Below are 23,776 nucleotides of genomic sequence, written 5' to 3'. Positions count from 1 at the left end.
AAGATCATGAAAAACTTAAAAATAGCATTATCCCTATTAATACTTATTTGTATTACTAGCTGTGATGATTTCTTATCGGAGAAACCAGATAATAGAACAGAAATAGATACACCAGAAAAAATAAAAGAATTATTGGTAGAAGCTTATCCTCAAATGAGTTATTTTGAGATTGCAGAAACGATGTCTGATAATGTTTTTGACACCGGATTACCTACAACATTAATCAGAAACGAGCAAAATTACAATTGGGAAATCAATACAGAAGCAACTGATATTGATACTCAAGCGTATTACTGGGATGCTTGTTATAAAGCAATTGCGCATGCAAACAAAGCATTAGAAGCAATTGAGCAATTAGGAAGCCCAGCAAGCTTAAATCCTCAAAGAGGTGAAGCTTTAATGGCGAGAGCGTATTCACACTTTATGTTGGTTTCATTATGGGCAAAACGTTACAATCCAGCAACAGCTGAGTCCGATTTAGGTATTCCGTATGTAACAAAACCAGAAACAGAATTAATTACTAAATACAAAAGAAATACAGTTGCTGAAGTTTTTGATTTTCTTGAAAAAGACATTGAAGAAGGTTTAAAATTAGTGACAAACGATTACAAAGAGCCAAGATTTCACTTTACTGTAGCAGCTTCAAAAGCTTTTGCCAGTAGATTTTATTTAGTAAAAGGAAACTGGGATAAAGTAATTTCATTATCTGATGATTTAGGCAATAAGCCAGCAGGATTGAGAGATTTCTCTACTTATGAACCTCTTGGTGTAGAAGATCAAATGTTGAGATATGGCGCGAGCGATGTAGAAACCAATTTATTAATTGTTTCAGCAAATACTATTGTCGGAAGATTATATTCTACAAATCGTTTCAATTTATCAGGCTTACGTCGTCCAGAGATTTTTGGAACAAGTACAAACCTTTTTGGAAAAGCGTATTATTATAACTTTTATTCTTCTAATGGAAGTATAACTTTATTTCTTCCAAAGTTCTATGAATACTTTAAATATTCTAACGTAACAGCTGGTATTGGAGATCCTTATGTAGCAGAAGTTTTGTTAAGCAACGACGAGTTTTTCTTAAACAGAATGGAAGCTCACGTTATGAAAGGACAAATTGATTTGGCTAATGACGAATTAGAATACTTTTTAGCAACGAGAACTCCAACTTATAATCCAGCAACAGATAAATTAACTGAAGCAAGAGTAGTAGCAATGTTTCCTGTTGTTCCAGACGAATACACTCCATTCTACAGCATGACGCCAGTACAAACTTCTTATATTAAAGCTATTGCAGAAACAAGAAGAAGAGATTTTATACACGAAGGACTTAGATGGTTTGATATTAAACGTTTTAACATTGTGGTAAAACATGAAACATCAAACAAACCAGCTAATATACTAGTAAAAGACGACAACAGAAGAGCTTTACAGATTCCGTTGCACGCTTCAAACACTGGTTTAGAACTAAATCCTAGATAATCTTAAAAAATGAAAATTATGAAATTATTAAAATATAATAAAATTGCGGTTTTAGCTCTAGTTTCGATAACTCTATTTTCATGTGGAAGCGATGACCTGCCAGGAGAAAGCCAATTAGATTTTACACAACCTGAAAAAACAGCTTTAGATAATTGGATTGATGGAATTTACTTAGATCAATACAATATTAATGTGCAATATAAATGGAACCAAAATACAGTAGACAATAGCCGTTATTTGTTCCCGCCAGAAATTGATAAAGTGAAACCAGCACTAGAAATAGTTCAAACAATATGGCTAAAAAGTTATGCTGCAATTGGAGGTCCAGATTTCGTAAAGAAAATAGCGCCAAGAGAAATTGTTTTGGTTGGAGGAGTTAACTTAAATAGTGTAGGAACGAGAACTTTAGGTTTGGCTGAAGGAGGACAAAGAGTTACTTTGTTTGAAACAGATTATATCGATCAAACAAATCGTGCAAACGTATCAGAGTTTATTCATACAATTCAGCATGAGTACATTCACATTCTAAATCAGAACAAACCTTTTGACGAAAAAACTTGGAAAACATTGACGCCAGGTGGTTATACTGCCGATTGGTACAATTATGAAATTCCAGAATCAAATGAACTAGGATTTATTACAAGTTACGCAAGATCAAATATCAATGAAGATTTTGCAGAAACGGCTTCTATGATTTTAATTTATTCAAAAGACGAATATGCTGACTTTTTAGCAGGAATTCAAAGTCCATTTGCGCTTCAAGCCTTAAAAGCAAAAGAAGCCATTGTGGTGAAATATTTTAAAGAGGCATTCAATATGGATTTTTATGCTTTAAGAGATGAAGCAGAAAAAAATACAACATCTGTAATTAATTAAAACAAGCATTATGAAAATGAAACAACTATATAAGTACTTATTTGCAGCTGTTTTAATACTGCAATTGATCGCCTGTAATGATAATACAGATGCAGAACAACTTTTTAATGAAACGCCTACAACTCGTCTAAATAATCAAAAAACAGAATTAAGTGAGGCTTTGCTTTCGTCTCCACAAGGATGGAAAGCGGTTTATTTTACTGATAACACTGTTTTAGGAGGATATACACACTTGTTTAGATTTGCTGCAGACGGAACTGTAGTTATGGCATCAGATTTTGATTCGGATACAGATGCGCATAAAAGTGAATATGCTATTCAAGTAGGAAGTACAGTAAGTTTAACTTTTACTACAAAAAATAGAATTCACCTTTTATCAGATTCAAACAATTATCCTATTCCAGCTTTGAGAGCTAAAGGTTATTTAGGAGATTTTCAATTTTTGTACTACGGACAAGAAAATGGCGAGATTATCTTTAGAACCAATAGAAACAATCAAGAATTGCGTTTTGTAAAAGCTACTGCAGAAGATTGGGCAGATTTGCCTAAAAACCTTGTAATGGAGCAAAATGTTATTGGAGGAGAAGAAAGACCGCTTTTTAGACTTCTTGAAACTAACGATGGAACAACCACTCATAAATTTGATTTTTCATTTGCGGCTGCAACTCGTTTTGCAACATCAAATTCTATTGAAAGCGGTTATTCTGTAAGTTACGATTTAGGAATTGGATATACTCCAACAGGTATAATAGTAAGTCCTGCGGTTGAAGTAGGCGGACAAAAATTATCAAATTTTACATATAATGACGCTGACGGAAGCTTTACAGCAACAGGAACAGGTGGCGTATCTGCTGTGATAAAATATACAACGAAGCCTTTAGTCCTTACAGACGATTATAAATATTTACTTGCTGGACAGCCACTTTCATGGTTTGGATTCTTTGTAGATGATTACACAATAGATTCTCCTGCTAACTCACCATTGTTATATGCTGAATTAGAAAAAGTTAATGCAATGTTACCAGCTGGACAAAGTATAGCATCTATTCAGATATATGCGAATCACTCTATCGGTACTTTTATTTATTACACTTTCGTGGGAAGAAATCCTTTACAGCATCACGTAACTGCTGAAGAAGATGCAGATGGTAAAAAAGTAATTCTGAAACATAAATCATGGAACGGAAATACTACAGTAGCAACACCGGCTTTCTTGGCGAGTATAGATAAATATTTCATGGATCCTGAAGGACTTTATGTGAAAGCTGAAAGCTTCAGATTATACTACTCAGATCCTGTATATACATTTACAAGCGCTTCAAGTCCGTTTAGAATGACAACTTGGAAGCTTCAATAAGATATAAAAAGCAACTCACTCTTGTGAGTTGCTTTTACCAAACATAATTTCTGAATCAAAATAATAAACTTCTTATTTCTAGATATTATGATTAAAAAAATATTTACACCCGCAACTATTGCGATATTGTTTTGGGGTATAGGTTTACTTATTATAAATCAATACTACTATGAATATTTAAGACCTTATCTATATCTGTCAATAATAATCGCGCTTGGTTGTATAGTCTATGATAAGATTGAAAAGAATAAAGAAGAATAGATATATTAAGAAACAATTTTTAAGCTATTACCATTAAAACTTAGTATGTTTCTTAAATCGAAACAAAATCATATTTAAGCTTTTAGTTTTGTTTTTTTATTTTGGGGGAAACAGCTCATTTTATGAGCTGTTTTTTTTGTTTTAGCAACATCTAAAATTCTTAAGCCAATTTTTGGATTACAAATTTTATTAAATGCTCAAATAATCTATATTTGTAATTCAAAAAATAAAAACGAATACCTTAATATGAAATTACTAGAAGGAAAAGTTGCAATTATTACTGGTGCAAGCCGTGGAATTGGAAAAGGAATTGCTGAAGTTTTTGCTAAACATGGAGCAAACGTTGCTTTTACATACAGCTCATCTGCTGCATCTGCAGAAGCTTTAGAAGCAGAATTAAATAGTTTAGGAGTAAAAGCTAAAGGATACCAATCTAATGCAGCAGATTTTAACGAAGCTCAGACTTTTGTTGATGCTGTTTTAGCAGATTTTGGAACTGTTGACATCTTAATCAATAATGCTGGAATTACAAAAGACAATTTGCTAATGCGTATGTCTGAGGCAGATTTTGACCAAGTAATTGATGTGAATTTGAAATCGGTTTTTAATATGACAAAAGCGATTCAGAAAACTTTCTTAAAACAAAGAGCAGGATCTATCATTAACATTAGTTCTGTTGTTGGAGTTTCTGGAAACGCAGGTCAGACAAACTATGCAGCTTCTAAAGCTGGTGCAATCGGATTTACAAAATCTGTAGCTCTTGAGTTAGGTTCTCGTAACATTCGTTGCAACGCAATCGCTCCAGGTTTTATCGAAACTGAAATGACTGCAAAATTATCAGAAGATGTAGTAAAAGGATGGAGAGAAGGTATTCCGTTGAAACGTGGAGGAACTCCAGAAGATGTAGCAAATGCTTGTTTATTCCTTGCATCAGACATGAGCGGTTACATTACAGGACAAGTTCTTAATGTTTGCGGAGGAATGCTTACATAAGATTCTAAGTTGCTAAGATTCTGAGCAACTAAGTTTTTAAGCTGACTCAGGAACAAAACACAATATTTTAGCCGCTTACAGCAAACTGATTACTGAATACTAAATAAATATGACGACAAACACGATTCTTTTATTATTGCTTTCTTTAGTAATTGCTGGTGGTTTATCGTATTTTCAATATTTTTTTAAAGCCAAAAGTAAATCCAATGTGATAATACTTTTGGCTTTTTTACGTTTTTTGGCCATCTTCGGGTTGTTGGTCTTATTGATAAATCCGATTATTTCTAAAAATTCTCTCGAAATTACCAAAACGCCTTTAGCCGTTGTGGTAGATAATTCGAGTTCTATTGTGGCACTAAAATCAGATAAAAAAGCAGTTGAATTATACCAAAAACTGGTTTCAAATCCTGCTTTAAAAGAAAAATTTGATATTCACACTTATCAATTTGACAATGATTTTAAAACTTCAGACAAATTTGATTTCAAAGGAAATCAAACCAATTTAGACGAAGTTGCAAAGAATTTAAAAAGCATCAATAAAAACCTGATTTTCCCAACAGTAATTATTACAGACGGAAATCAGACTACAGGAAACGACTATGTTTATAGATTCGATCCTGTCAATAAAGTTTATCCTTTGGTTGTGGGAGATACAACCACTTTTTTCGATTTAAAAATCAATCAGCTCAACGTAAATAAATACGCTTTTCATAAAAATAAATTTCCCGTCGAAGTTTTTTTACAATATGCTGGGGACAAAACTGCCAATGCAGAATTTACTATTTCGCAAGGAAATACTGTTGTAGCAAAAGAGAAACTTTCTTTCTCGCCATCAAAAAAAACAGCTTCTTTAAATCTATTATTGCCAGCAGATAAAATTGGATTACAAATTTATAAGGCCAGCATACAATCCTCAGCAAAAGAGAAAAACAGTTACAATAACATCAAAAATTTTGCTGTTGAAATTATCGATCAAAAGTCTACTATTGCAATTGTTTCAGCTATAAACCACCCAGATATTGCTGCATTAAAACGTTCAATTGAAGTTAATGCACAGCGTAAAGTGGTATTAGTTAAGCCAAACGAAATTAATAATTTAGATGATATTTCTGTTTTAGTTTTGTATCAGCCAACAACAGCTTTCAAACCAATATTTGACAATAATAAATTAAAAGGAACAAATAGTTTTATTATAACAGGAAACAATACCGATTTCAATTTTTTAAATCAGCAACAGAACAATCTGATTTTTAAAATGAGCAATCAGCGAGAAGATTTTCTTAGCGAATTCCATCCAGACTTTAATCTGTTTGCAATCGATGATATCGGTTTTGAAAATTTCCCGCCTTTGCAAAATCCATTCGGAAATATAAGTACAAACGGAAATGTATCTGTTTTACTTTCTTCGAAAATTCGAAACGTTTCTACAAATGCTCCATTGTTGGCTTTTGCCGAAAATCAAGGAAAAAGAACCGCTTTTCTTCTTGGAGAAAACAGCTGGAAGTGGCGTTTGCAAAGTCATGTTGATAATCAATCATTTGAAAAGTATGATGTTTTTATTGATAAAATAGTTCAATATCTAGCGTCATCGACTTCAAAAAAATCTTTGGTAGTTACACACGAAAGTTTTTATAACTCTGGAGAAGAAATTATCATAAATGCACAATATTTCAATAAAAATTATGAGTTTGACGAAAAAGCCAGACTTACAATTACTGTTGTAAATGCTGCGACCAAACAAACTAAAAATTACGATTTACTGAAAGGAAGTAATTCTTTTTCAGCTAACTTAGAAGGACTTCCAGCCGGAAAGTATAATTTTACAGTAAAAGAATTAAATTCAAATACTTCATACGCAAGCCATTTTGAAATCTTAGATTTTGATATCGAAAAGCAATTCGTAAATCCTGACGTAATTAAATTACAGCAATTAGCACAACAAACAGGAGGAAAAGCGTTCTTCGAAGATCAAGCCGATCAATTGATTAATACACTTTTAGAAAACAAAGAATACAAATCAATCGAAAAAAATATCTCAAGCAAAACCCCGATTATTGACTGGGTTTGGTTATTGATTTTGATTGCTGCCTTATTGACTACAGAATGGTTTGTTAGAAAGTATAACGGGTTGCTTTAAGTAAATTTTAAAAATTAATATTTTTTGAATGGATAGAAATTTAATTTTACTTTTTTTATTTTTTCTAATCAATATTTCCTTTAGCCAAACTATTAGTAAAAAACAAAGTGATTCTTTAAAACAGGAAATTGTAAAAACATATCGAGAGGTTTATTGGAGTGCTCTGCCTAAACAAAAAGGTTGGGTTAATGATTATGAAAAGATTCTATCTGATAATGAAGAAAAAAAATTAGATAGTTTAATTTCTAAATACGAAAGGGAAACTTCAATAGAAATCGCAATTGTAACAATTGATACAATCAAAGTGGCGGAAAACAATTTTGAAGCTTTATCATTGCATATCGCTAAAACATGGGGAGTTGGTAAAAAAGGAAAAGATAACGGAATTCTTATTGCATTTTCTAAGGGATATAAAAATATCAGAATTCAAAATGGAAATGGAATTGAAAAAATATTTTCAAATGAAGACACCTCGAAAATTATTGAAAATGATTTTATTCCAGAATTTAAAAAGGGAAATTATTATCAAGGTTTGGCAAATGGAATCATTAAAATAATGGAGTATTTGAGAGGAAAAATACAAGAAGATTAATTGATTTTTAAGATATAAAAAATGGACTTCAGGCTAAAAGTTTTCTACACCGTTGCGCTCCGCCTTAATTTTACTAAAGCGGCAACAGAATTATATATTACGCAGCCAGCAGTTTCTAAACATATTCAAGAATTAGAAGAAACCTATAAAACCAAACTCTTCGAGCGAAACGGTTCCAAAATTGCCTTAACTCCAGCAGGTAAAATTCTTCTAAAATATACTAAAAGTATTTTTGATATTTATCGCGAAATAGACTTTGAAATGAGTTCTTTTAATGCAGAACGTCAAGGTTTGCTTAGACTAGGAGCAAGTACAACTATTTCGCAATATATTATTTCTCCAGTTTTGGCTACTTTTCATCAAAAGCAAAAAGACATAAAAGTCAATTTGTTGAATGGAAATACAGAACAAATTGAAAATGCTTTAATCAATAAAGAAATCGAAATCGGAATTGTTGAAGGACAATCTAAAAATCAATCCATAAAATACATTCCGTTTTTAAAAGATGAATTGGTTTTAGTCTGCAGCAGTAAAAATCCGTTGGTGCAACAAAATGAAATTTCAATAACTGATTTAAAATCAATGAAATTTATAACTCGAGAACGCGGTTCTGGAACACTTGAAGTTATAGAATTTGCATTAAAAAAAGCCAACTTAAAACTAGCAGATTTGCAAATCGAGATGCAATTAGGAAGTACAGAAAGTATAAAATCATATTTGTTAAATTCAGAATGTTTTGCTTTTATGTCTATTCATGCTGTAAGTAAAGAGTTGAAAAATAAAGAATTAATCGTTTTGGATGTAGAGCAATTAGCAATTGAAAGATATTTTTACATCATAACTTTACAAGGAAAGTCAGACTCATTATCAGAATTGTTTATTCAAAATTTAGCATCTCATTATAACTTGAAGTTATAGCCAATTGCAATTTACGATTAGCGTTTTTAAGATAAACGATAGAACTTTGCAGAGTAAATATCAATTACTTTTATTTTGAAAACAAAACAACAAACATCAGCACAATTATTTGAAATTAATCAATCACTTCAACAAGTACTTTTTCTTGTTGTAATTCTTGTATGTTTATTTTCGATTATTTCTCCTCCAGTAGCACTTTTATTGGGTGTTTTAATTGTGAACCTTTTTGGAAATCCGTTTGTAGAATTCAATCACAAAGCAATTACATTTTTATTGCAATTCTCTGTAGTAGGTTTAGGATTCGGAATGAACGCAAATAGCGCAGTTTCAGCGGGAAAAGAAGGATTTGTTTTAACTGTCTTTTCAATATTCAGCACTTTGATTTTCGGATTTCTATTAGGGAAATGGCTTAGGACAGAGAAAAAGACTTCTCATTTAATTTCTTGCGGAACAGCAATTTGTGGAGGAAGCGCGATTGCCGCTATTTCCCCTGTAATCAAATCGAACGAAAATCAGACCTCAATAGCTTTAGGAGTTATTTTTATACTAAACTCAATCGCTCTGTTTGTCTTTCCTTTTATCGGACATCAATTAGATTTGTCTCAAAAAGACTTTGGGCTTTGGTGTGCAATTGCCATTCACGACACCAGTTCTGTTGTGGGTGCGGCAAATAAATATGGTGCAGAAGCGCTTCAGGTTGCAACAACAGTAAAATTAGCCAGAGCTTTATGGATTATTCCAATTTCAATTTTGACTGCTTTCTTGTTTAAAAGCAAGAACTCAAAAATTAAAATTCCTTATTTCATTGGTTTGTTTGTTGTTGCAATGTTAGTGAATACCTATATTCCGTCAACAACCATTTTTACAGCACATCTTGTTGGTATTGCTAAAATTGGTTTAACTATAACTTTGTTTCTAATTGGTGCAACGCTAAACTTTGCCACTTTAAAAGCAGTAGGAGTAAAGCCTTTGCTTCAAGGTGTTTTTCTATGGATTTTTATAGCTGTTTTAGCTTTATTATCAATACTTTATTTAGGATAATGTCATTATTTTACATTGGAGAATTTTACAATTGGTTTGTCAATCATTTTGTAAAATTTCCCTTTGAATGAGTAATGTCTTTCAATTACAAAATTAAATTGCTTTTTGGTTTTTGCCATTTCTGCAAGTTCAGCCGGTAAATCAATTTCGAAATCATCTTCTGTACCTTTTGCTTTTTTGTATGAACCTTTTGTTACGATTTTAAAATCTCTGAAGAATTTTTTATTATTATCTGTAACGACAGTATAAGTGCTTGACCATTCTGAGCTAATGCTATTGAAAAGAGAGTAATAATCAATTTCCATTAGAGGCTGATATTTTCCATCAAATCCGGCGATTAGGTATAAATAACCGTTATATGGAGCACCTGCGCCACCATTGGCATGAACAAGTGATAAAGCAAATTGATCTTCTCCAATTTCAACTAGTTTAGGAGTTGGACATTGTGCAAAAGATCCAAAAGCAGCAACTGCAGGTTGAAAAGATTTCATTTCCCAAACATTACTGTTCTTTTCGAATTTTGCCACGCCTAATAATCCGCCAGAAAAACGTCCTGTTTGCAAGCCGTCTTCATCATGAACAGAATGATTGAAAACTAAAATTTTAAACTGATTTCCTTTAGAATCGCTATAATCAATATTAGCCAAAAGTCTTGTGGCTACACCTTCGCTATAAGGAAACATTTGATCTCCTTCTACGCCATTTACATCAACAAAAGACGAAGGTTTGCAGGATTTACATTTCCAGCTTATGAAAGTATTTTTATCGGAAAGGTGATATAAATTACCTGGAAACAATTTTTGCATTGTTTTTTCACCATTCAAAGGATCAGATACCTTAAGGACTCTTTTTTGATTTAATATGGTGTCACTGACGTTTTTTAATTTCAAATCAGTTTCTTGTGCAAAGCAAAAGGCAGAAATTAATAGAAATAAATTTAAAGTAATTTGGCGCATAAAATTGAATTTTGATGGTAAAGCAAATGTATAAAGAAAATTATTGTTAATATGAACTTATGCTGTTTTTACGAGGTAAAATCTCAAAAAGTTAAAATTACAGAATCTTATTGATAGTATTTTTTGCGTATTCTTTAATTAAAACTAAATTTGCTCCCTCTAATAAAAAAACAAATGAAAAAAATCCAAATGAGACCAAAATTAATCGCTTTCGGTGTATTAGTTATTGGCTTTATTATGTTATCATGGGGAACTGTAGGCCATGAACGTATTAACAAAGCTGCTGTAATGGCTTTACCAAAACAATTGCAGATATTTTTCTACAATCACATTGATTTTATTACCCAAGAAGCTTCGGTTCCAGATATCCGTAAGTATGCTTTAAACTATAAAGAAGAAGGACCAAGACATTATTTTGACATGGAGAACTTTGGCCCTGCAGACACTTATCCGAAAACATTAGAAGAAGCAAAACAAAAATACGATGCTAAATTCTTATCGGATAACGGAATCTTACCATGGTACATGGAAGATATGATGGCAAAATTGACAAAAGCTTTTAAAGATAAAAATAAAGCTGAAATCTTATTCCTTGCTGCAGATTTAGGACATTATGTTGGTGATGCACACATGCCATTGCATACTTCTGCAAATCACGACGGACAATTAACAGATCAAAAAGGAATTCACTCACTTTGGGAAAGTAGATTACCAGAGTTGTTTGTTAAAAATTATAAATTAAATGTTCCTGAAGCACAGTATTATCCAGACGTTCACAAAGCAATTTGGGACTTGATTAACGATACTCATAGCTTGGCGCAACCTTTATTGGATATCGATAAAAAATTGAGAACTGCAACTCCTCAAGACAAAGTATTTAAATTGGATGCAGAAGGAAATGTAATGAAAACGAGATACAATACTGCTGTTTTTTCTGAGGATTATGCTAAAAAGCTTCACGAACAATTAAACGGAATGGTTGAAAGCCAAATGAAAAAAGCTATTGCTGCAACTGCAAGTTTTTGGTATACTGCATGGATAAATGCTGGAAAACCAGATTTGAGCGATTTAGATGCTCCAGCGGTTACACAAAGAAATTATCAAGCTTTACAAGATGATTTGAAATTGTTTCAAAAAGGTGATTTGTTTGGAATGAAAAATCAAAATGATTAAATGTTGATTTCAAATTTCATAGTTTAAGTTTTCTAGTTTCTATGAAATCCTTAAAATAAAACTAAACCCGACAAGTTTAAAAAACCTGTCGGGTTTGTTTTTATAATATAAATATCGAAAAAAACAGCTTTGGTTTCACTAATCACACAAGGAAAAGATAGCTTCTAAAAAATCTTAGCATTCTCTGCGATTAAAAAACAGCTGCAAATAAAAAGATTTATAAAAAGAAAACCCGGCAGATGCCGGGTTTCTTTTTGTATTAGTCACGAACGTTTGCGTATAATTTTTTATTCTTATTTGCAATTTCTTTAAACTGATATTCTTTTTCTTTCAAGACATAGGAAGCAGCTTGGTAATAAGAAATAGTTTGCTCGATTAAACTTTGATTCTTTGATTTTAATGGAATTTCATCGTAATAAATTTGAAATTCAGGAGAAATTCCAGTTTTCTCGTTAAGTTTTAACTGAAACTGTTGTATCTGTTGTTTAGGAGAAAGTATAGTTAAAACATTATCTTTTATTAAACCTAAATCCTGATAAGTAGCTATAAAAGCTCGAGGTTGATAGTCTGTTTTAAGAACATCACAACCAAAAAATTTACTATGATAATCAAAATTTAGAAGTCCAAATAATGTTGGCATAACATCGATTTGTGACATTAATTTATTGAACTTTTCAGGTTTTGCACCTGGTGTGTAAATTAATGCTGGAATTCTATATTTGTCTAATGGAAGTTCTGTTTTTCCTGCACTTGAAGCACAATGATCGGCTACAATTACAAAAACAGTATTTTTATACCAAGGTTGTTTTTCAGCTTGCTTAAAAAATTGACGAAGTGCATAATCAGTATATTTTACGCCACCATCACGAGATTTAATATTTCCAGGAATATCAATTTTATTGTCTGGATAAGTAAACGGCCTGTGATTGCTAACTGTCATGATATGGTTAAAGAAAGGTTTGTTTTCCTTTGCTTCAGCATTCATGATTTTAATAGCTTTATTGTACATATCTTCATCGCAAACTCCCCATACGTTAGAAAAAGTGACTTCATTTTTAGCGAAGCTTGATTTGTCAACAATTTGATATCCGTTTCCTGAGTAAAAGTCCTGCATGTTGTCAAAAAAAGCATCTCCACCATACATAAACTTTACATTGTAGCCTTTTTGAAGAAAAATAGATCCAGTTGAGAACTTATTTTTATTGTCTTCTCTTTTTACAACACTTTCGCCAGCTGTAGGAGGAAGGCACAAGGTTACAGCTTCAAGACCACGTACAGTTCTGTTTCCTGCAGCATAAACATTTGTAAAAAGTAAACTTTTTTGAGCAAGACTATCTAAAAATGGAGTAATATTTTGCTCGTTTCCGTACATTTTCATGAAATCGGCACTTAAACTTTCAACCGTAATTAAAACCACATTTTTTCGTTGTTCTAACAAATCTTCTTTTATTTCTCTAAGTGTATTTTTTCCAGAAATAGCAGGCAATTCTTGTTTTAAAATGGCAAATGCTTTCTCATTAGGAATCGTTTTATAGAATTTGTAATAGTCCAATTTGTTATTTTGGAAGGCTAAATAAAACTTGTAGATTCCGTTAGATTGTAATTCGTTTACAAAAACATTTTTAGAATTTTCTGTTTTGGCTAATCCAGGAACGGCTACTAAAGCAGTAATAAATAACACTGCATAAAGTGCTGTGATTTTTATTTTTTCGCTAAAACTTGGAATTTCATCAATATAATTTCTAGAATTCTTGATAATAAAATAGGTTATAATTCCTGTAATGGCAAACAAAGTAGAGAATATTGGAATTACAGGATAAGACTGCATGATGTTTCCAATAACTTCATTTGTGTAAATCAGATAATTGACAGCTATAAAATTGTATTTTACGCCAAATTCATTCCAGAAGAAAAATTCGCTAATTGCATTCTGAAGAATTAGTAAAACATAAAGAAAGATCACAAATGCAAAAAGCCAGTATCTGATTTTATTTCTGTGCTTTGGCAAGAAAAGAAAAAGCGCAAACAAAAGTGTTTTTAGCGAAACAAAAATCAAAACGATTTTTGGCAAAGCACCTCCATACTCGTCAAAAATGCTTTTTCCTGACGCTATATAAATTAAAAGAGCCAAAAAACCTGCCAGTATAATATATCCGTAAGGTTTATTGTATTTTGAATTTGAAATAAAAATAAGATAAAGCCATAAGAAGGCTAATGCTATCGAGAAAACAAAAAAATCTGAAACTAAACCCAGCGAAAATATCTTTAAGCTCTCGATAAATGAGAAAGAGCTTTGAGTAATTGGGTGAAAAAGTAAAACAATTCTAAGTGTGAAACTTACAACAAAATAAAGCAGTGCCAGATTGTAAAACGGCGAAAGTTTTTTGAAAAAATTCATCAGTTATTTTTTTACAAAATTACTTACGAATCATTAACGTCAGATTAAGTTCGACTTTTACCTTACTTAACATTAGCTTAATATTTACTTAAGATTCTGGTTTTCTTTATTAATTGATAGTGTAGGTCATTTCTGAGAGCTAAATTATTTATCTTTGGATTGCAAAAAGAAATTCAAATTTTAATCAGATACGATAAATGCATATTTTAATAGTTGAAGACGAAGTAGGAATTGTTCAATTTCTAAAACAAGGCTTGCTCGAGGAAGGTTATCAAATTACTACTGCTGCCGATGGTTCAAAAGGTTTTGAACTAGTTCAAGAACAAAAATTTGATTTGATTCTTTTGGATTGGATGTTGCCAAAAATCAACGGACTTGATCTGTGTAAAGCCATTAGAATTAAGGATCAAACTACGCCAATTATTTTTTTAACAGCAAAAGATACTGTGCAAGAGACGATTGAAGGATTGAAAGCGGGCGCAAACGATTATATCAAAAAACCTTTCAGTTTTGAGGAATTGGTTGAACGAATTAAAGTTCATTTTAGAAATAAAAAGCAAATTGAAACTTTGACTCTAGGAAACATTACAATGGACTTATCCAGACATATTGTTTTAAAAGGAGAAGAAGAAATTTCGCTTACACAACGAGAGTTTGAATTGTTGGCATATTTAATTCAAAACAAAGGAAAAGTCTGCACAAGAAATCAAATTTTGAGAGATGTATGGGAAATTAATTTTGAGTACGATACTGGTGTTATTGATGTTTTTATGAATGCAATTCGAAAAAAACTAAATCTTAAAATTGAAGAAGATTATATAAAAACCATTCGTGGTATTGGGTATATTGCCAATGATTAGCAAAATGACATCACTCTCCTTTAAAAATAGAATTGCATTAAACTATATTGTAGGAACAGGGCTTCTTGTTTTAGTGGTTTTTTCTGCAATTTATTTCATTGTAAAACTGACGGTTTACAATCATATTGATGAAAACTTAAACATAGAAGTTCAAGATCATTTAAAAGAATTAAGAATTGAGAATGGTGTTGTTGTTTTTATGGATAGCGAAGAATGGGAAGAAAGAGAACATAATTCTGTTGATGTAAATCCTGTTTTTGTCCAATTTTTAGATTTGAATAAAAACATAATTGAAAAGTCTCCCAATCTTAAAAATGAGAAGCTTATTTTTCATAAAAATAAAGATCATTTTGAGCTTTATGATACCAAACTGCTAGGTAATAAAATTCGTCAAATTCAAGTTCCACTGCATATTGGAACTAAAAAAATTGGATATTTGATTATTGCAATGTCGCTTTCAGATTCGTCAAAAGTCTTGCAAAACCTGTTAGATACATTAATGATTGCATTTCCAATTATTCTTTTGATTTTGTTTTTTTTGGCAAGATTCTTTGCAGGACGAAGTATTAGGCCAATAAATAATATTATTCAGACTTCTAAAATTATTACAAAAGACAACCTAAAAGCAAGGATTCCGTTGCCAAAAACAAGAGACGAATTGTTTACGCTTTCAAAAACAATTAATAATTTATTGAATCGAATTGAAGACGCCATAGAACGTGAAAAACAGTTCACATCTGACGCTTCACACGAGTTAAGAACACCTCTTACTGTAATTAAAGGAACACTTGAAGTGCTTATACGTAAACCTAGGGATAGTAAGGAATACGAAGAAAAAATTAATTATTGTATTAATGAAGTAGATCACTTAAATTCTCTTGTAGATCAGCTTCTTTTGATGGCTCGTTTTGAGAATCAAAAACAAAATATAAACAAAGAAAATATTTATCTAAATGCAGTAGTTTTAGATGTTTTGACATTGAATGCAGATAAGATTAAATCACAACAAATAAATGTAGTTTTAGATGCTTCAGAAGAGTTTTATATTTATTCTGATAATTATTTAACCGTCACGATTCTTCGAAATATCATTTCTAATGCTGTTAAATATTCAAAACGTAATAGCGAAGTTCGAATTTCATTGTCTAGACAAAATGATAAAGTTATTTGTACTATTGTAGATCAAGGAATCGGCATTGCTAAGAAGGATTTGGAATCTATCTTAAATCCGTTTTTTAGATCAGATTCTCTCAATCACTCAGAAATTAAAGGAACAGGACTTGGATTATTTATTGTAAAAAGAATGACAGATTTACTTCAGGTTAAGTTTAAAATTGAAAGTGAAATAGGAAAAGGAACTAGTGTTTTATTGGTTTTTGAAGAATATGATAATTCGTTAAAGTAATTTTAAAATCATTGCAAAAAATGTGGCCTAAAACGATTTTTAACAATAAACTATCGTTAAGTTAAATTAAAAATTGTTTTTTAATTATTTTATCTAGTATATTTGCAACCGAATCAAAGAATTATAAAACAAACCAAACAATGATTTCAAATCAATTACATCATCATCATTTTCATTATTGCTCTCAAGCGATGTGTTAATGGTATGTGTGTAAATCATCATATTTTAAAACCCGTTTGAGTACATCAAACGGGTTTTTTTATACCAATTCTTTGTACTCAAACTATTAATCAAACAACAACTAAAAAAATGAGTACTTTAAAAATTGCAATTCAAAAATCAGGTCGTTTAAACGAAGACAGTATCCAAATTCTTAAAGATTGCGGTATTTCAATCAATAACGGAATCGACCAATTAAAAGCTGAAGCTTCAAATTTTCCTCTTGAAGTTTTATACCTTAGAAATTCAGATATTCCTCAATACTTGATTGACGGAGTAGTAGATTTAGCAATCGTTGGCGACAATCTTTTGGTAGAAAAAGGAAAAGGAATTGAAGTAGTTCAAAAACTTGGTTTCTCAAAATGTAAAGTTTCAGTAGCAGTTCCTAAAACTTTCGAATACAATTCGGTTCAGGATTTAGCTGGACTTCGTATTGCTACTTCTTATCCAAATACAGTTAACGAATATTTCAGTAAATTTGGTTTAAGTGTTGATATTCACCAGATTTCGGGTTCTGTAGAAATTGCGCCAAACATTGGTCTTGCTGACGCTATTGTAGACATTGTTTCAAGCGGAAGCACTTTATTCAAAAACAATTTAAAAGAAGTTGAAGTTATTTTGAAAAGTGAGGCAGTTCTAGCTGTTTCTCCAAAAGTTTCTCCAGAAATTCAAAAACACATTGACACTTTAAAATTCAGGATTCAAGCCGTTTTAAGAGCTAGAAATTCAAAATATATCTTAATGAACGTTCCAAATGATAAAATTGATGCAGTTGGAAAAATTCTTCCAGTTTTAAGAAGTTTAACCGTTTTGCCATTAGCACAGGAAGGCTGGAGCAGTGTTCACTCGGTAATTGACAAAGATACTTTCTGGGACGTAATCGACCAATTAAAAGAAGTTGGAGCAGAAGGAATTCTGGTTTGCCCAATTGAGAAAATGGTACTATAAAAGAAATTTCAATTTTTAAATTCCAAATTCCAAACTTATCGTTAATTTTTAAAATAAAGAATTGGAATTTGGAATTTTAGAGATTTGGAATTTAATATTGAAAATATTATGAATAAAATAGACAATCCAAAACCAGAAATCTGGTCAGAAATATTAAAGAGACCAACACAAACTGTTGATGATATTGAAGTTACAGTAAAAGAGATTTTTAAAGAGGTTCAGAGAAAAGGAGATGAAGCGGTTGCAAAATACACTTCGATTTTTGACGGAATTTCGTTAGACAATTATGAAGTTTCTCAAGCAGAAATTGAAGAAGCAATTAGTCTGATTCCGATTGAATTGAAGGAAGCGATCGAATTAGCAAAAAACAATATTTATAATTTTCATAACGCTCAAAAAACAGATCGTGTTTCTGTTGAAACGATTGAAGGGGTAAACTGCTGGCAAGAAAAAAGACCAATTCAGAAAATTGGTTTATATATTCCAGGAGGAACAGCACCATTGTTTTCAACTGTTTTAATGCTTGCTGTTCCGGCTGAAATTGCGGGTTGTAAAGAGATTGTTTTGTGTTCGCCACCAGATAAAAAAGGAAAAATAAATCCAGCAATTTTGTACGCTGCGAATTTATGTGGAGTAACTAAAATTTTGAAAGTTGGCGGAATTCAAGCCATTGCAGGAATGACTTTCGGCACACAATCTATTCCGAAAGTATATAAAATTTTCGGACCAGGAAATCAGTTTGTAACCGTAGCAAAACAGTTGGCAACTCAGTTTGGAGTAGCAATCGATATGCCTGCTGGCCCTTCAGAATTGTTAATTGTCGCAGATGATAGCGCAGTCCCTGCTTTTGTAGCTTCAGATTTACTATCTCAAGCAGAGCACGGAACAGATAGTCAGGTAATTTTGGTTTCGACTTCAAAAAAATTAATTGACGAAGTAGAAAAAGAAGTTCAGACTCAATTACAAGTGCTTCCGCGAAAAGCAATTGCAGAAAAAGCCATTGAGAATTCAAAGCTAATTTTTGTTGAAAACGATCAAATCGCTTTAGATTTAATCAATGAATATGGACCAGAACACTTTATTATTTGTTCTGAATATGATGATTTCTATTGTAATGGAATCGTAAATGCAGGTTCTGTTTTTATTGGGAATTATACGCCAGAAAGTGCTGGAGATTATGCATCTGGAACCAATCATACTTTGCCGACGAACGGTTACGCTAAGAATTACAGTGGTGTAAATTTGGACAGCTTTATGAAATCGATGACATTCCAAAAAATATCAGAAAAAGGGATTCAGAATATTGGAAACGCTATTGAAAGAATGGCTGAAGCTGAAGGATTGCAAGCACACAAAAATGCTGTAACATTAAGATTGAAGAGTTTAGAATAAAAGACAAAGGAAGAAGAAAGAGCAAAGAAGCAAGATTTTTTTTAAAGTCTTTCATCTTGGTTCTTGCTTCTTAAAAAAATAAAACAATGAATACTTTCGATATAAATACAATAACACGTGAAAACGTAAAATCCTTAAAACCATATTCTTCTGCAAGAGATGAGTTTGAAGATTTTGACACAGCCGAAATGATTTTTCTAGATGCTAATGAAAATCCGTTTCAAAATGGTGTAAACCGCTATCCAGATCCACAACAGAATTCGGTTAAAGCAATTTTGGCTAAAAACAATTTAATTAAACAAAGCCAGATTTTGTTAGGAAACGGAAGCGATGAAGTTTTAGATCTACTTTTTAGAGCTTTCTGCGAACCAAATAAAGACAATATCATTTCGTTGCCACCAACATACGGAATGTATGGTGTTTTGGCTAATATTAATGCGGTTGAAAACAGAGAAATTCTGCTATCAACAGACTTTCAGCCACAAGTAGAAAAGATTCTAGAAGCGGTTGATAAGAATACAAAAATTATTTTTTTATGCTCACCAAATAACCCAACAGGAAATTCTTTTTCAGATGAAAGTGTAGTGAAATTATTGCAAAACTTTAAAGGTTTAGTAGTAATTGATGAAGCATATATTGATTTTTCGGAGAAGGAAAGCTGGTTGGCAGAAATAGATGCCTATCCAAATTTAGTGATTACGCAAACACTTTCTAAAGCTTATGGTTTAGCAGGAATTCGTTTAGGAGTTTGCTATGCTTCTGAAGCTGTAATTTCAATTTTAAATAAAATCAAACCGCCTTATAATGTAAACGAATTAACGCAACAAAGAGCAATCGAACGTTTGAAGGATTTTGATAAAATTAAACAAGAAATAGCTTCTATTGTTGAGCAAAGAGAAGAATTGCTTAAAGTTTTACTTGAAGTGAGTTTTGTTGGAAAAGTATATCCAACGGAAGCTAATTTTATTTTAGCAAAAGTGGATGATGCGAACAAAAGATACGATCAATTGATCGAAAAAGGAATTGTAATTAGAAACCGAACGACACAACCTTTATGCGAAAATTGTCTTCGCTTTACAATTGGAACAAAAGAAGAAAACGCTGTTGTAATTAGAGAATTGAAGTTGTTGAATTAAAAAATATAGCCACAGATTAGAAGGATTAAAATGATTTCTTTCTGTGTGTGATTTTTAGCCACGAATTACACAAATTAGCACGAATTAAATTGGAGAAATTCGTGAATTCGTGGCAAAAAAATCATATTAATCTGTGAAATCTGTGGCAAAACAAAAAAACATGAAAAAAGTACTTTTTATCGATCGTGACGGAACGATTGTTTTAGAACCTGAAAACTACCAATTAGATAGTTTAGATAAACTAGAATTTTATCCAAAAGCATTTCAGTATTTGGCTAAAATTGCCAACGAATTAGATTACGAATTAGCAATGGTAACCAATCAGGACGGATTAGGAACGGATAGTTTTCCAGAAGATACGTTTTGGCCAACGCAAAATTTCATTTTAAAAGCTTTTGAAAACGAAGGAGTTGTTTTTGATGAAATTTTTGTAGACAGAACTTTTCCAGAAGAAAATGCACCAACACGTAAGCCAAGAACTGGAATGTTAACCAAATATTTGAACAATCCGCAATATGATCTTGAAAATTCTTTTGTTTTAGGAGATCGTTTGACAGATGTTGAATTGGCTAAAAATCTTGGTGCAAAAGCAATTTTCATGAACAACACAGATGGAGCAGGAAGTACTGAAATTTCATCTAAACGTGAAGAATTGAACGATACCATTGTTTTGCAGTCAATGGATTGGAAGAAAATCTATGAGTTTTTAAAATTAGAGGCGCGTTCGGCTTCTATTACAAGAAAAACGAACGAAACGGATATTTATATTAATTTAAATCTTGACGGAACAGGAAAAAGCAAAATCGACACCGGAATTGCATTTTTTGACCACATGTTAGATCAAATCTCGCGTCACGGTCAAATGGACTTGGAGATTCTTGTAAAAGGGGATTTAGAAGTTGATGAACATCATACAATCGAAGATACAGCAATTGCTTTAGGAGAAGTTTTCGCAAAAGCTTTAGGAAATAAATTAGGAATTGAACGTTATGGTTTCTGTCTTCCAATGGATGATTGTTTAGCGCAAGCGGCAATTGATTTTGGAGGAAGAAATTGGCTGATTTGGGAAACCGAATTTAAACGTGAAATGGTTGGAAAAATGCCAACTGAAATGTTCTATCACTTCTTCAAATCATTCACAGACGGTGCAAAAGCTAACTTAAACATTAAAGCGGAAGGAATCAACGAGCATCATAAAATTGAAGCAATTTTTAAAGCTTTCGCGAAAGCAATAAAAGTAGCCGTAAAAAGAGATACTGAAAAAATGATTTTGCCTTCAACGAAAGGAATGCTTTAATTGAGTCAAAAGTGGAAAGTCATAAAGTCGAAAGTTTCCTAAATAACGGATATTTAAAACGACTTTAAGACTTTAGACTTTAGACTTTAAGACTAAAATTAAATGAAAATAGTAATTATAAATTACGGAGCAGGAAATATACAAAGCATAATGTTTGCTATTGAAAGATTAGGTTTTAAAGCTGTTCTGAGTAATAATCCAGATGAAATCAAATCGGCAGATAAAGTGATTTTTCCTGGCGTGGGCGAAGCGAGTTCGGCTATGGCAAAACTTCGTGAAAGTGGTTTAGACAGTTTGATTTCAGAATTAAAACAGCCAGTTTTAGGAATTTGCTTAGGAATGCAGTTAATGTGCAACAAAACAGAAGAAGGAAATACCAAAGGTTTAGGCATTTTTGATGTTGATGTTGTAAAATTTTCAAACAACGTAAAAGTGCCACAAATGGGTTGGAATCAGATTTATGATTTAAAAACCGATTTATTCAAAGGAATTTCTGAAAATGAATTCATGTATTTAGTTCACAGTTTTTACGCACCAAATTGCGAATATGCTGTTGCTACAACCAATTATGATGTAGAATATGCATCGGCATTACAAAAAGATAATTTTTACGGTACACAATTTCACCCAGAAAAGAGCGGTGATGTCGGAGAAAAGATTCTAGGTAATTTTTTAAAAATGTAAAAACTCAAATATCAATCAAATTATCAATTTTGAAAATCAAAAAGGCTTTATGACTTTAGACTTTCAAACTTTAAGACTAAATTAAAATGAGAATAATACCAGCCATAGATATCATTGAAGGAAAATGCGTTCGTTTGTCCAAAGGTGATTATGATACTAAGATAATTTACAATGAAAATCCGCTTGAAGTGGCAAAATCATTTGAAGCACACGGAATTGAATACCTGCATTTAGTAGATCTTGACGGTGCAAAATCGAGTAAAATTGTCAACTATAAGATATTGGAAAAAATCGCGACGCAAACAAGCTTAAAAATTGATTTTGGAGGCGGATTAAAATCCGATGATGATTTAAGAATTGCTTTTGAAAGTGGTGCAAACCAAATTACAGGTGGAAGTATTGCCGTAAAAAACAGAGCGATTTTCGAAAAATGGATTTCTAAATATGGTTCCGAAAAAATCATTTTAGGAGCTGATGCAAAAGATGAAAAAATAGCGGTTTCGGGTTGGTTAGAAGATTCAAATGAAGATTTAGTTCCGTTTATTCAGGATTATCAAAATAAAGGAATTCAGTACGTTATTTGTACGGATATTGCAAAAGATGGAATGCTTCAAGGACCAAGTTTTGATTTGTACAGTAAAATTTTAGCGGAAGCAAAAGGAGTAAAACTAATCGCTTCAGGAGGAATTTCAACTTTCGACGAATTACCAAAACTTGCAGAATTAGGCTGTGAAGGAACTATTATCGGAAAAGCAATTTACGAGGGAAGAATTTCCTTGAAACAGTTGGAAAACTATATAATTAGTAAATGAGAAAATTTGATAATTAGATAATGATTTAGCAAATGCAGAAAATTATCTAATTGACTAATTATCTAATTAACACATTAAATAAATGTTAGCAAAAAGAATAATACCTTGCTTGGATATAAAAAACGGAAGAACTGTAAAAGGCGTTAATTTCGTTGATTTGCGTGATGCAGGAGATCCTGTAGAATTGGCTGAAATTTATTCGAGAGAAGGCGCAGACGAATTGGTTTTTCTTGATATTTCGGCAACAGAAGAAAGACGTAAAACGCTTGTAAATATGGTACGAAGCGTGGCAGAAAAAATCAATATTCCGTTTACGGTTGGTGGCGGAATTTCATCTGTTGAAGATGTTGATATTCTATTAAATAATGGAGCTGATAAAGTTTCAATTAATTCATCGGCAGTTAAAAATCCGCAGTTAATTAATGATTTGGCTCAGAAATTTGGAAGTCAATGTGTTGTCGTAGCAATTGATGCTAAACAAATTGACGGACAATGGATTGTACATTTAGTTGGAGGAAAAGTGCCAACTGAGTTGAATTTATTCGATTGGGCCGTTGAAGTTGCAGAACGAGGTGCAGGAGAAATCCTTTTTACTTCAATGGATAATGACGGAACTAAAAATGGCTTTGCAAATGAGGCTTTGGCGAAACTATCCGAATTAGTAAATATTCCAATTATTGCTTCGGGAGGCGCTGGAAACATACAGCATTTCGTAGATTCGTTTAAAGAAGGAAAAGCAGACGCCGCTTTGGCAGCAAGTGTTTTTCATTTTAAAGAAATCGAAATCAAGGCGTTGAAACAAGAATTAAGAAATAATAATATAGAAGTTCGATTATAGT

The 23,776-nt window shown here is 31.9% G+C and carries 20 protein-coding genes; 18 read left to right on the top strand and 2 right to left on the bottom strand.

Annotation, left to right across the window (positions count from 1 at the left end):
* The first annotated feature begins 6 nt into the window (after positions 1–6).
* The 8 genes from JC605_RS08015 to JC605_RS07980 all read left to right on the top strand — a co-directional run bounded on the left by JC605_RS08015 (position 7) and on the right by JC605_RS07980 (position 9,657).
* A complete protein-coding gene (locus JC605_RS08015; RefSeq protein ID WP_198855705.1) occupies positions 7–1,482 on the top strand; it encodes a RagB/SusD family nutrient uptake outer membrane protein in 1,476 nt (491 codons plus the stop codon).
* A gap of 18 nt (positions 1,483–1,500) precedes the next feature.
* Positions 1,501–2,358: a substrate import-associated zinc metallohydrolase lipoprotein gene (locus JC605_RS08010; protein WP_198855704.1), complete on the top strand. Its 858-nt coding sequence runs from the start codon at positions 1,501–1,503 to the stop codon at positions 2,356–2,358.
* A gap of 16 nt (positions 2,359–2,374) precedes the next feature.
* Positions 2,375–3,715 (top strand): DUF4302 domain-containing protein, encoded by a 1,341-nt coding sequence (locus JC605_RS08005; protein WP_370569051.1) that lies wholly within the window; start codon positions 2,375–2,377, stop codon positions 3,713–3,715.
* Between the two features lie 507 nt (positions 3,716–4,222).
* Positions 4,223–4,969, top strand: a complete 747-nt coding sequence (gene fabG / locus JC605_RS08000; RefSeq protein ID WP_111369193.1) for a 3-oxoacyl-[acyl-carrier-protein] reductase — start codon at positions 4,223–4,225, stop codon at positions 4,967–4,969.
* 109 nt (positions 4,970–5,078) lie between these two features.
* Positions 5,079–7,106: a hypothetical protein gene (locus JC605_RS07995; RefSeq protein WP_198855702.1), complete on the top strand. Its 2,028-nt coding sequence runs from the start codon at positions 5,079–5,081 to the stop codon at positions 7,104–7,106.
* A 28-nt stretch (positions 7,107–7,134) separates the two neighbouring features.
* The gene (locus tag JC605_RS07990; protein WP_198855701.1) at positions 7,135–7,698 is read left to right on the top strand and encodes a YgcG family protein; all 564 of its coding nucleotides are present in this window, start codon (positions 7,135–7,137) and stop codon (positions 7,696–7,698) included.
* 21 nt (positions 7,699–7,719) lie between these two features.
* Positions 7,720–8,616 (top strand): LysR family transcriptional regulator, encoded by an 897-nt coding sequence (locus JC605_RS07985; RefSeq protein ID WP_198855700.1) that lies wholly within the window; start codon positions 7,720–7,722, stop codon positions 8,614–8,616.
* Between the two features lie 75 nt (positions 8,617–8,691).
* Positions 8,692–9,657, top strand: coding sequence for a YeiH family protein (locus JC605_RS07980; RefSeq protein WP_198855699.1), 966 nt, complete (start codon positions 8,692–8,694; stop codon positions 9,655–9,657).
* 5 nt (positions 9,658–9,662) lie between these two features.
* Here the strand turns inward: JC605_RS07980 and JC605_RS07975 are convergent, their stop codons facing one another.
* On the bottom strand, positions 9,663–10,463 hold the full coding sequence (locus JC605_RS07975; protein ID WP_233074057.1) for a hypothetical protein: 801 nt from the start codon (positions 10,461–10,463) through the stop codon (positions 9,663–9,665).
* Positions 10,464–10,787: 324 nt separating this feature from the next.
* On the opposite strand from JC605_RS07975, the gene JC605_RS07970 reads away from it, so the two are divergent.
* On the top strand, positions 10,788–11,786 hold the full coding sequence (locus JC605_RS07970; protein ID WP_198855697.1) for a zinc dependent phospholipase C family protein: 999 nt from the start codon (positions 10,788–10,790) through the stop codon (positions 11,784–11,786).
* A gap of 259 nt (positions 11,787–12,045) precedes the next feature.
* Here the strand turns inward: JC605_RS07970 and JC605_RS07965 are convergent, their stop codons facing one another.
* Positions 12,046–14,184, bottom strand: a complete 2,139-nt coding sequence (locus JC605_RS07965) for an LTA synthase family protein (RefSeq protein WP_198855696.1) — start codon at positions 14,182–14,184, stop codon at positions 12,046–12,048.
* Between the two features lie 197 nt (positions 14,185–14,381).
* Here JC605_RS07965 and JC605_RS07960 point away from each other — a divergent pair, with 197 nt between their 5' ends.
* The 9 genes from JC605_RS07960 to hisF all read left to right on the top strand — a co-directional run bounded on the left by JC605_RS07960 (position 14,382) and on the right by hisF (position 23,775).
* Positions 14,382–15,044 carry a response regulator transcription factor gene (locus JC605_RS07960; RefSeq protein WP_198855695.1) on the top strand — a complete coding sequence of 221 codons (663 nt, stop codon included), beginning with the start codon at positions 14,382–14,384 and terminating at the stop codon, positions 15,042–15,044.
* A 4-nt stretch (positions 15,045–15,048) separates the two neighbouring features.
* On the top strand, positions 15,049–16,449 hold the full coding sequence (locus JC605_RS07955) for a HAMP domain-containing sensor histidine kinase (RefSeq protein ID WP_198855694.1): 1,401 nt from the start codon (positions 15,049–15,051) through the stop codon (positions 16,447–16,449).
* 309 nt (positions 16,450–16,758) lie between these two features.
* Positions 16,759–17,616: an ATP phosphoribosyltransferase gene (gene hisG / locus JC605_RS07950; RefSeq protein WP_198855693.1), complete on the top strand. Its 858-nt coding sequence runs from the start codon at positions 16,759–16,761 to the stop codon at positions 17,614–17,616.
* Positions 17,617–17,724: 108 nt separating this feature from the next.
* Positions 17,725–19,008, top strand: a complete 1,284-nt coding sequence (gene hisD / locus JC605_RS07945) for a histidinol dehydrogenase (protein ID WP_198855692.1) — start codon at positions 17,725–17,727, stop codon at positions 19,006–19,008.
* 86 nt (positions 19,009–19,094) lie between these two features.
* Positions 19,095–20,144 (top strand): histidinol-phosphate transaminase, encoded by a 1,050-nt coding sequence (gene hisC, locus JC605_RS07940; protein WP_198855691.1) that lies wholly within the window; start codon positions 19,095–19,097, stop codon positions 20,142–20,144.
* A 160-nt stretch (positions 20,145–20,304) separates the two neighbouring features.
* Positions 20,305–21,441, top strand: a complete 1,137-nt coding sequence (gene hisB, locus JC605_RS07935; RefSeq protein ID WP_198855690.1) for a bifunctional histidinol-phosphatase/imidazoleglycerol-phosphate dehydratase HisB — start codon at positions 20,305–20,307, stop codon at positions 21,439–21,441.
* Positions 21,442–21,543: 102 nt separating this feature from the next.
* Positions 21,544–22,125: an imidazole glycerol phosphate synthase subunit HisH gene (hisH, locus tag JC605_RS07930; protein WP_198855689.1), complete on the top strand. Its 582-nt coding sequence runs from the start codon at positions 21,544–21,546 to the stop codon at positions 22,123–22,125.
* Between the two features lie 86 nt (positions 22,126–22,211).
* Positions 22,212–22,937: a 1-(5-phosphoribosyl)-5-[(5-phosphoribosylamino)methylideneamino]imidazole-4-carboxamide isomerase gene (gene hisA, locus JC605_RS07925; protein ID WP_198855688.1), complete on the top strand. Its 726-nt coding sequence runs from the start codon at positions 22,212–22,214 to the stop codon at positions 22,935–22,937.
* An 82-nt stretch (positions 22,938–23,019) separates the two neighbouring features.
* Complete coding sequence (gene hisF, locus JC605_RS07920) at positions 23,020–23,775, top strand: imidazole glycerol phosphate synthase subunit HisF (RefSeq protein WP_198855687.1); 756 nt, start codon at positions 23,020–23,022, stop codon at positions 23,773–23,775.
* Position 23,776: the final 1 nt, after the last annotated feature.

It is taken from the genome of Flavobacterium sp. IB48 (genome assembly GCF_016405855.1).
In the GTDB taxonomy this organism is placed as follows: domain Bacteria; phylum Bacteroidota; class Bacteroidia; order Flavobacteriales; family Flavobacteriaceae; genus Flavobacterium; species Flavobacterium ginsengisoli.
This window is presented reverse-complemented; position numbering and strand designations above follow the sequence as displayed.

Excerpts from the sequence above, each read along its gene's own strand:
- hisG (WP_198855693.1), top strand. The coding sequence starts at position 16,759 with ATGAGTACTTTAAAAATTGCAATTCAAAAATCAGGTCGTTTAAACGAA.
- hisA (WP_198855688.1), top strand. The coding sequence starts at position 22,212 with ATGAGAATAATACCAGCCATAGATATCATTGAAGGAAAATGCGTTCGT.
- JC605_RS07960 (WP_198855695.1), top strand. The coding sequence starts at position 14,382 with ATGCATATTTTAATAGTTGAAGACGAAGTAGGAATTGTTCAATTTCTA.
- JC605_RS07970 (WP_198855697.1), top strand. The coding sequence starts at position 10,788 with ATGAAAAAAATCCAAATGAGACCAAAATTAATCGCTTTCGGTGTATTA.
- hisD (WP_198855692.1), top strand. The coding sequence starts at position 17,725 with ATGAATAAAATAGACAATCCAAAACCAGAAATCTGGTCAGAAATATTA.
- hisC (WP_198855691.1), top strand. The coding sequence starts at position 19,095 with ATGAATACTTTCGATATAAATACAATAACACGTGAAAACGTAAAATCC.
- JC605_RS08005 (WP_370569051.1), top strand. The coding sequence starts at position 2,375 with ATGAAACAACTATATAAGTACTTATTTGCAGCTGTTTTAATACTGCAA.
- JC605_RS08010 (WP_198855704.1), top strand. The coding sequence starts at position 1,501 with ATGAAATTATTAAAATATAATAAAATTGCGGTTTTAGCTCTAGTTTCG.
- hisH (WP_198855689.1), top strand. The coding sequence starts at position 21,544 with ATGAAAATAGTAATTATAAATTACGGAGCAGGAAATATACAAAGCATA.
- JC605_RS07985 (WP_198855700.1), top strand. The coding sequence starts at position 7,720 with ATGGACTTCAGGCTAAAAGTTTTCTACACCGTTGCGCTCCGCCTTAAT.
- JC605_RS08015 (WP_198855705.1), top strand. The coding sequence starts at position 7 with ATGAAAAACTTAAAAATAGCATTATCCCTATTAATACTTATTTGTATT.
- JC605_RS07990 (WP_198855701.1), top strand. The coding sequence starts at position 7,135 with ATGGATAGAAATTTAATTTTACTTTTTTTATTTTTTCTAATCAATATT.
- JC605_RS07975 (WP_233074057.1), bottom strand. The coding sequence starts at position 10,463 with ATGCAAAAATTGTTTCCAGGTAATTTATATCACCTTTCCGATAAAAAT.
- JC605_RS07955 (WP_198855694.1), top strand. The coding sequence starts at position 15,049 with ATGACATCACTCTCCTTTAAAAATAGAATTGCATTAAACTATATTGTA.
- hisF (WP_198855687.1), top strand. The coding sequence starts at position 23,020 with ATGTTAGCAAAAAGAATAATACCTTGCTTGGATATAAAAAACGGAAGA.
- hisB (WP_198855690.1), top strand. The coding sequence starts at position 20,305 with ATGAAAAAAGTACTTTTTATCGATCGTGACGGAACGATTGTTTTAGAA.
- fabG (WP_111369193.1), top strand. The coding sequence starts at position 4,223 with ATGAAATTACTAGAAGGAAAAGTTGCAATTATTACTGGTGCAAGCCGT.
- JC605_RS07995 (WP_198855702.1), top strand. The coding sequence starts at position 5,079 with ATGACGACAAACACGATTCTTTTATTATTGCTTTCTTTAGTAATTGCT.
- JC605_RS07965 (WP_198855696.1), bottom strand. The coding sequence starts at position 14,184 with ATGAATTTTTTCAAAAAACTTTCGCCGTTTTACAATCTGGCACTGCTT.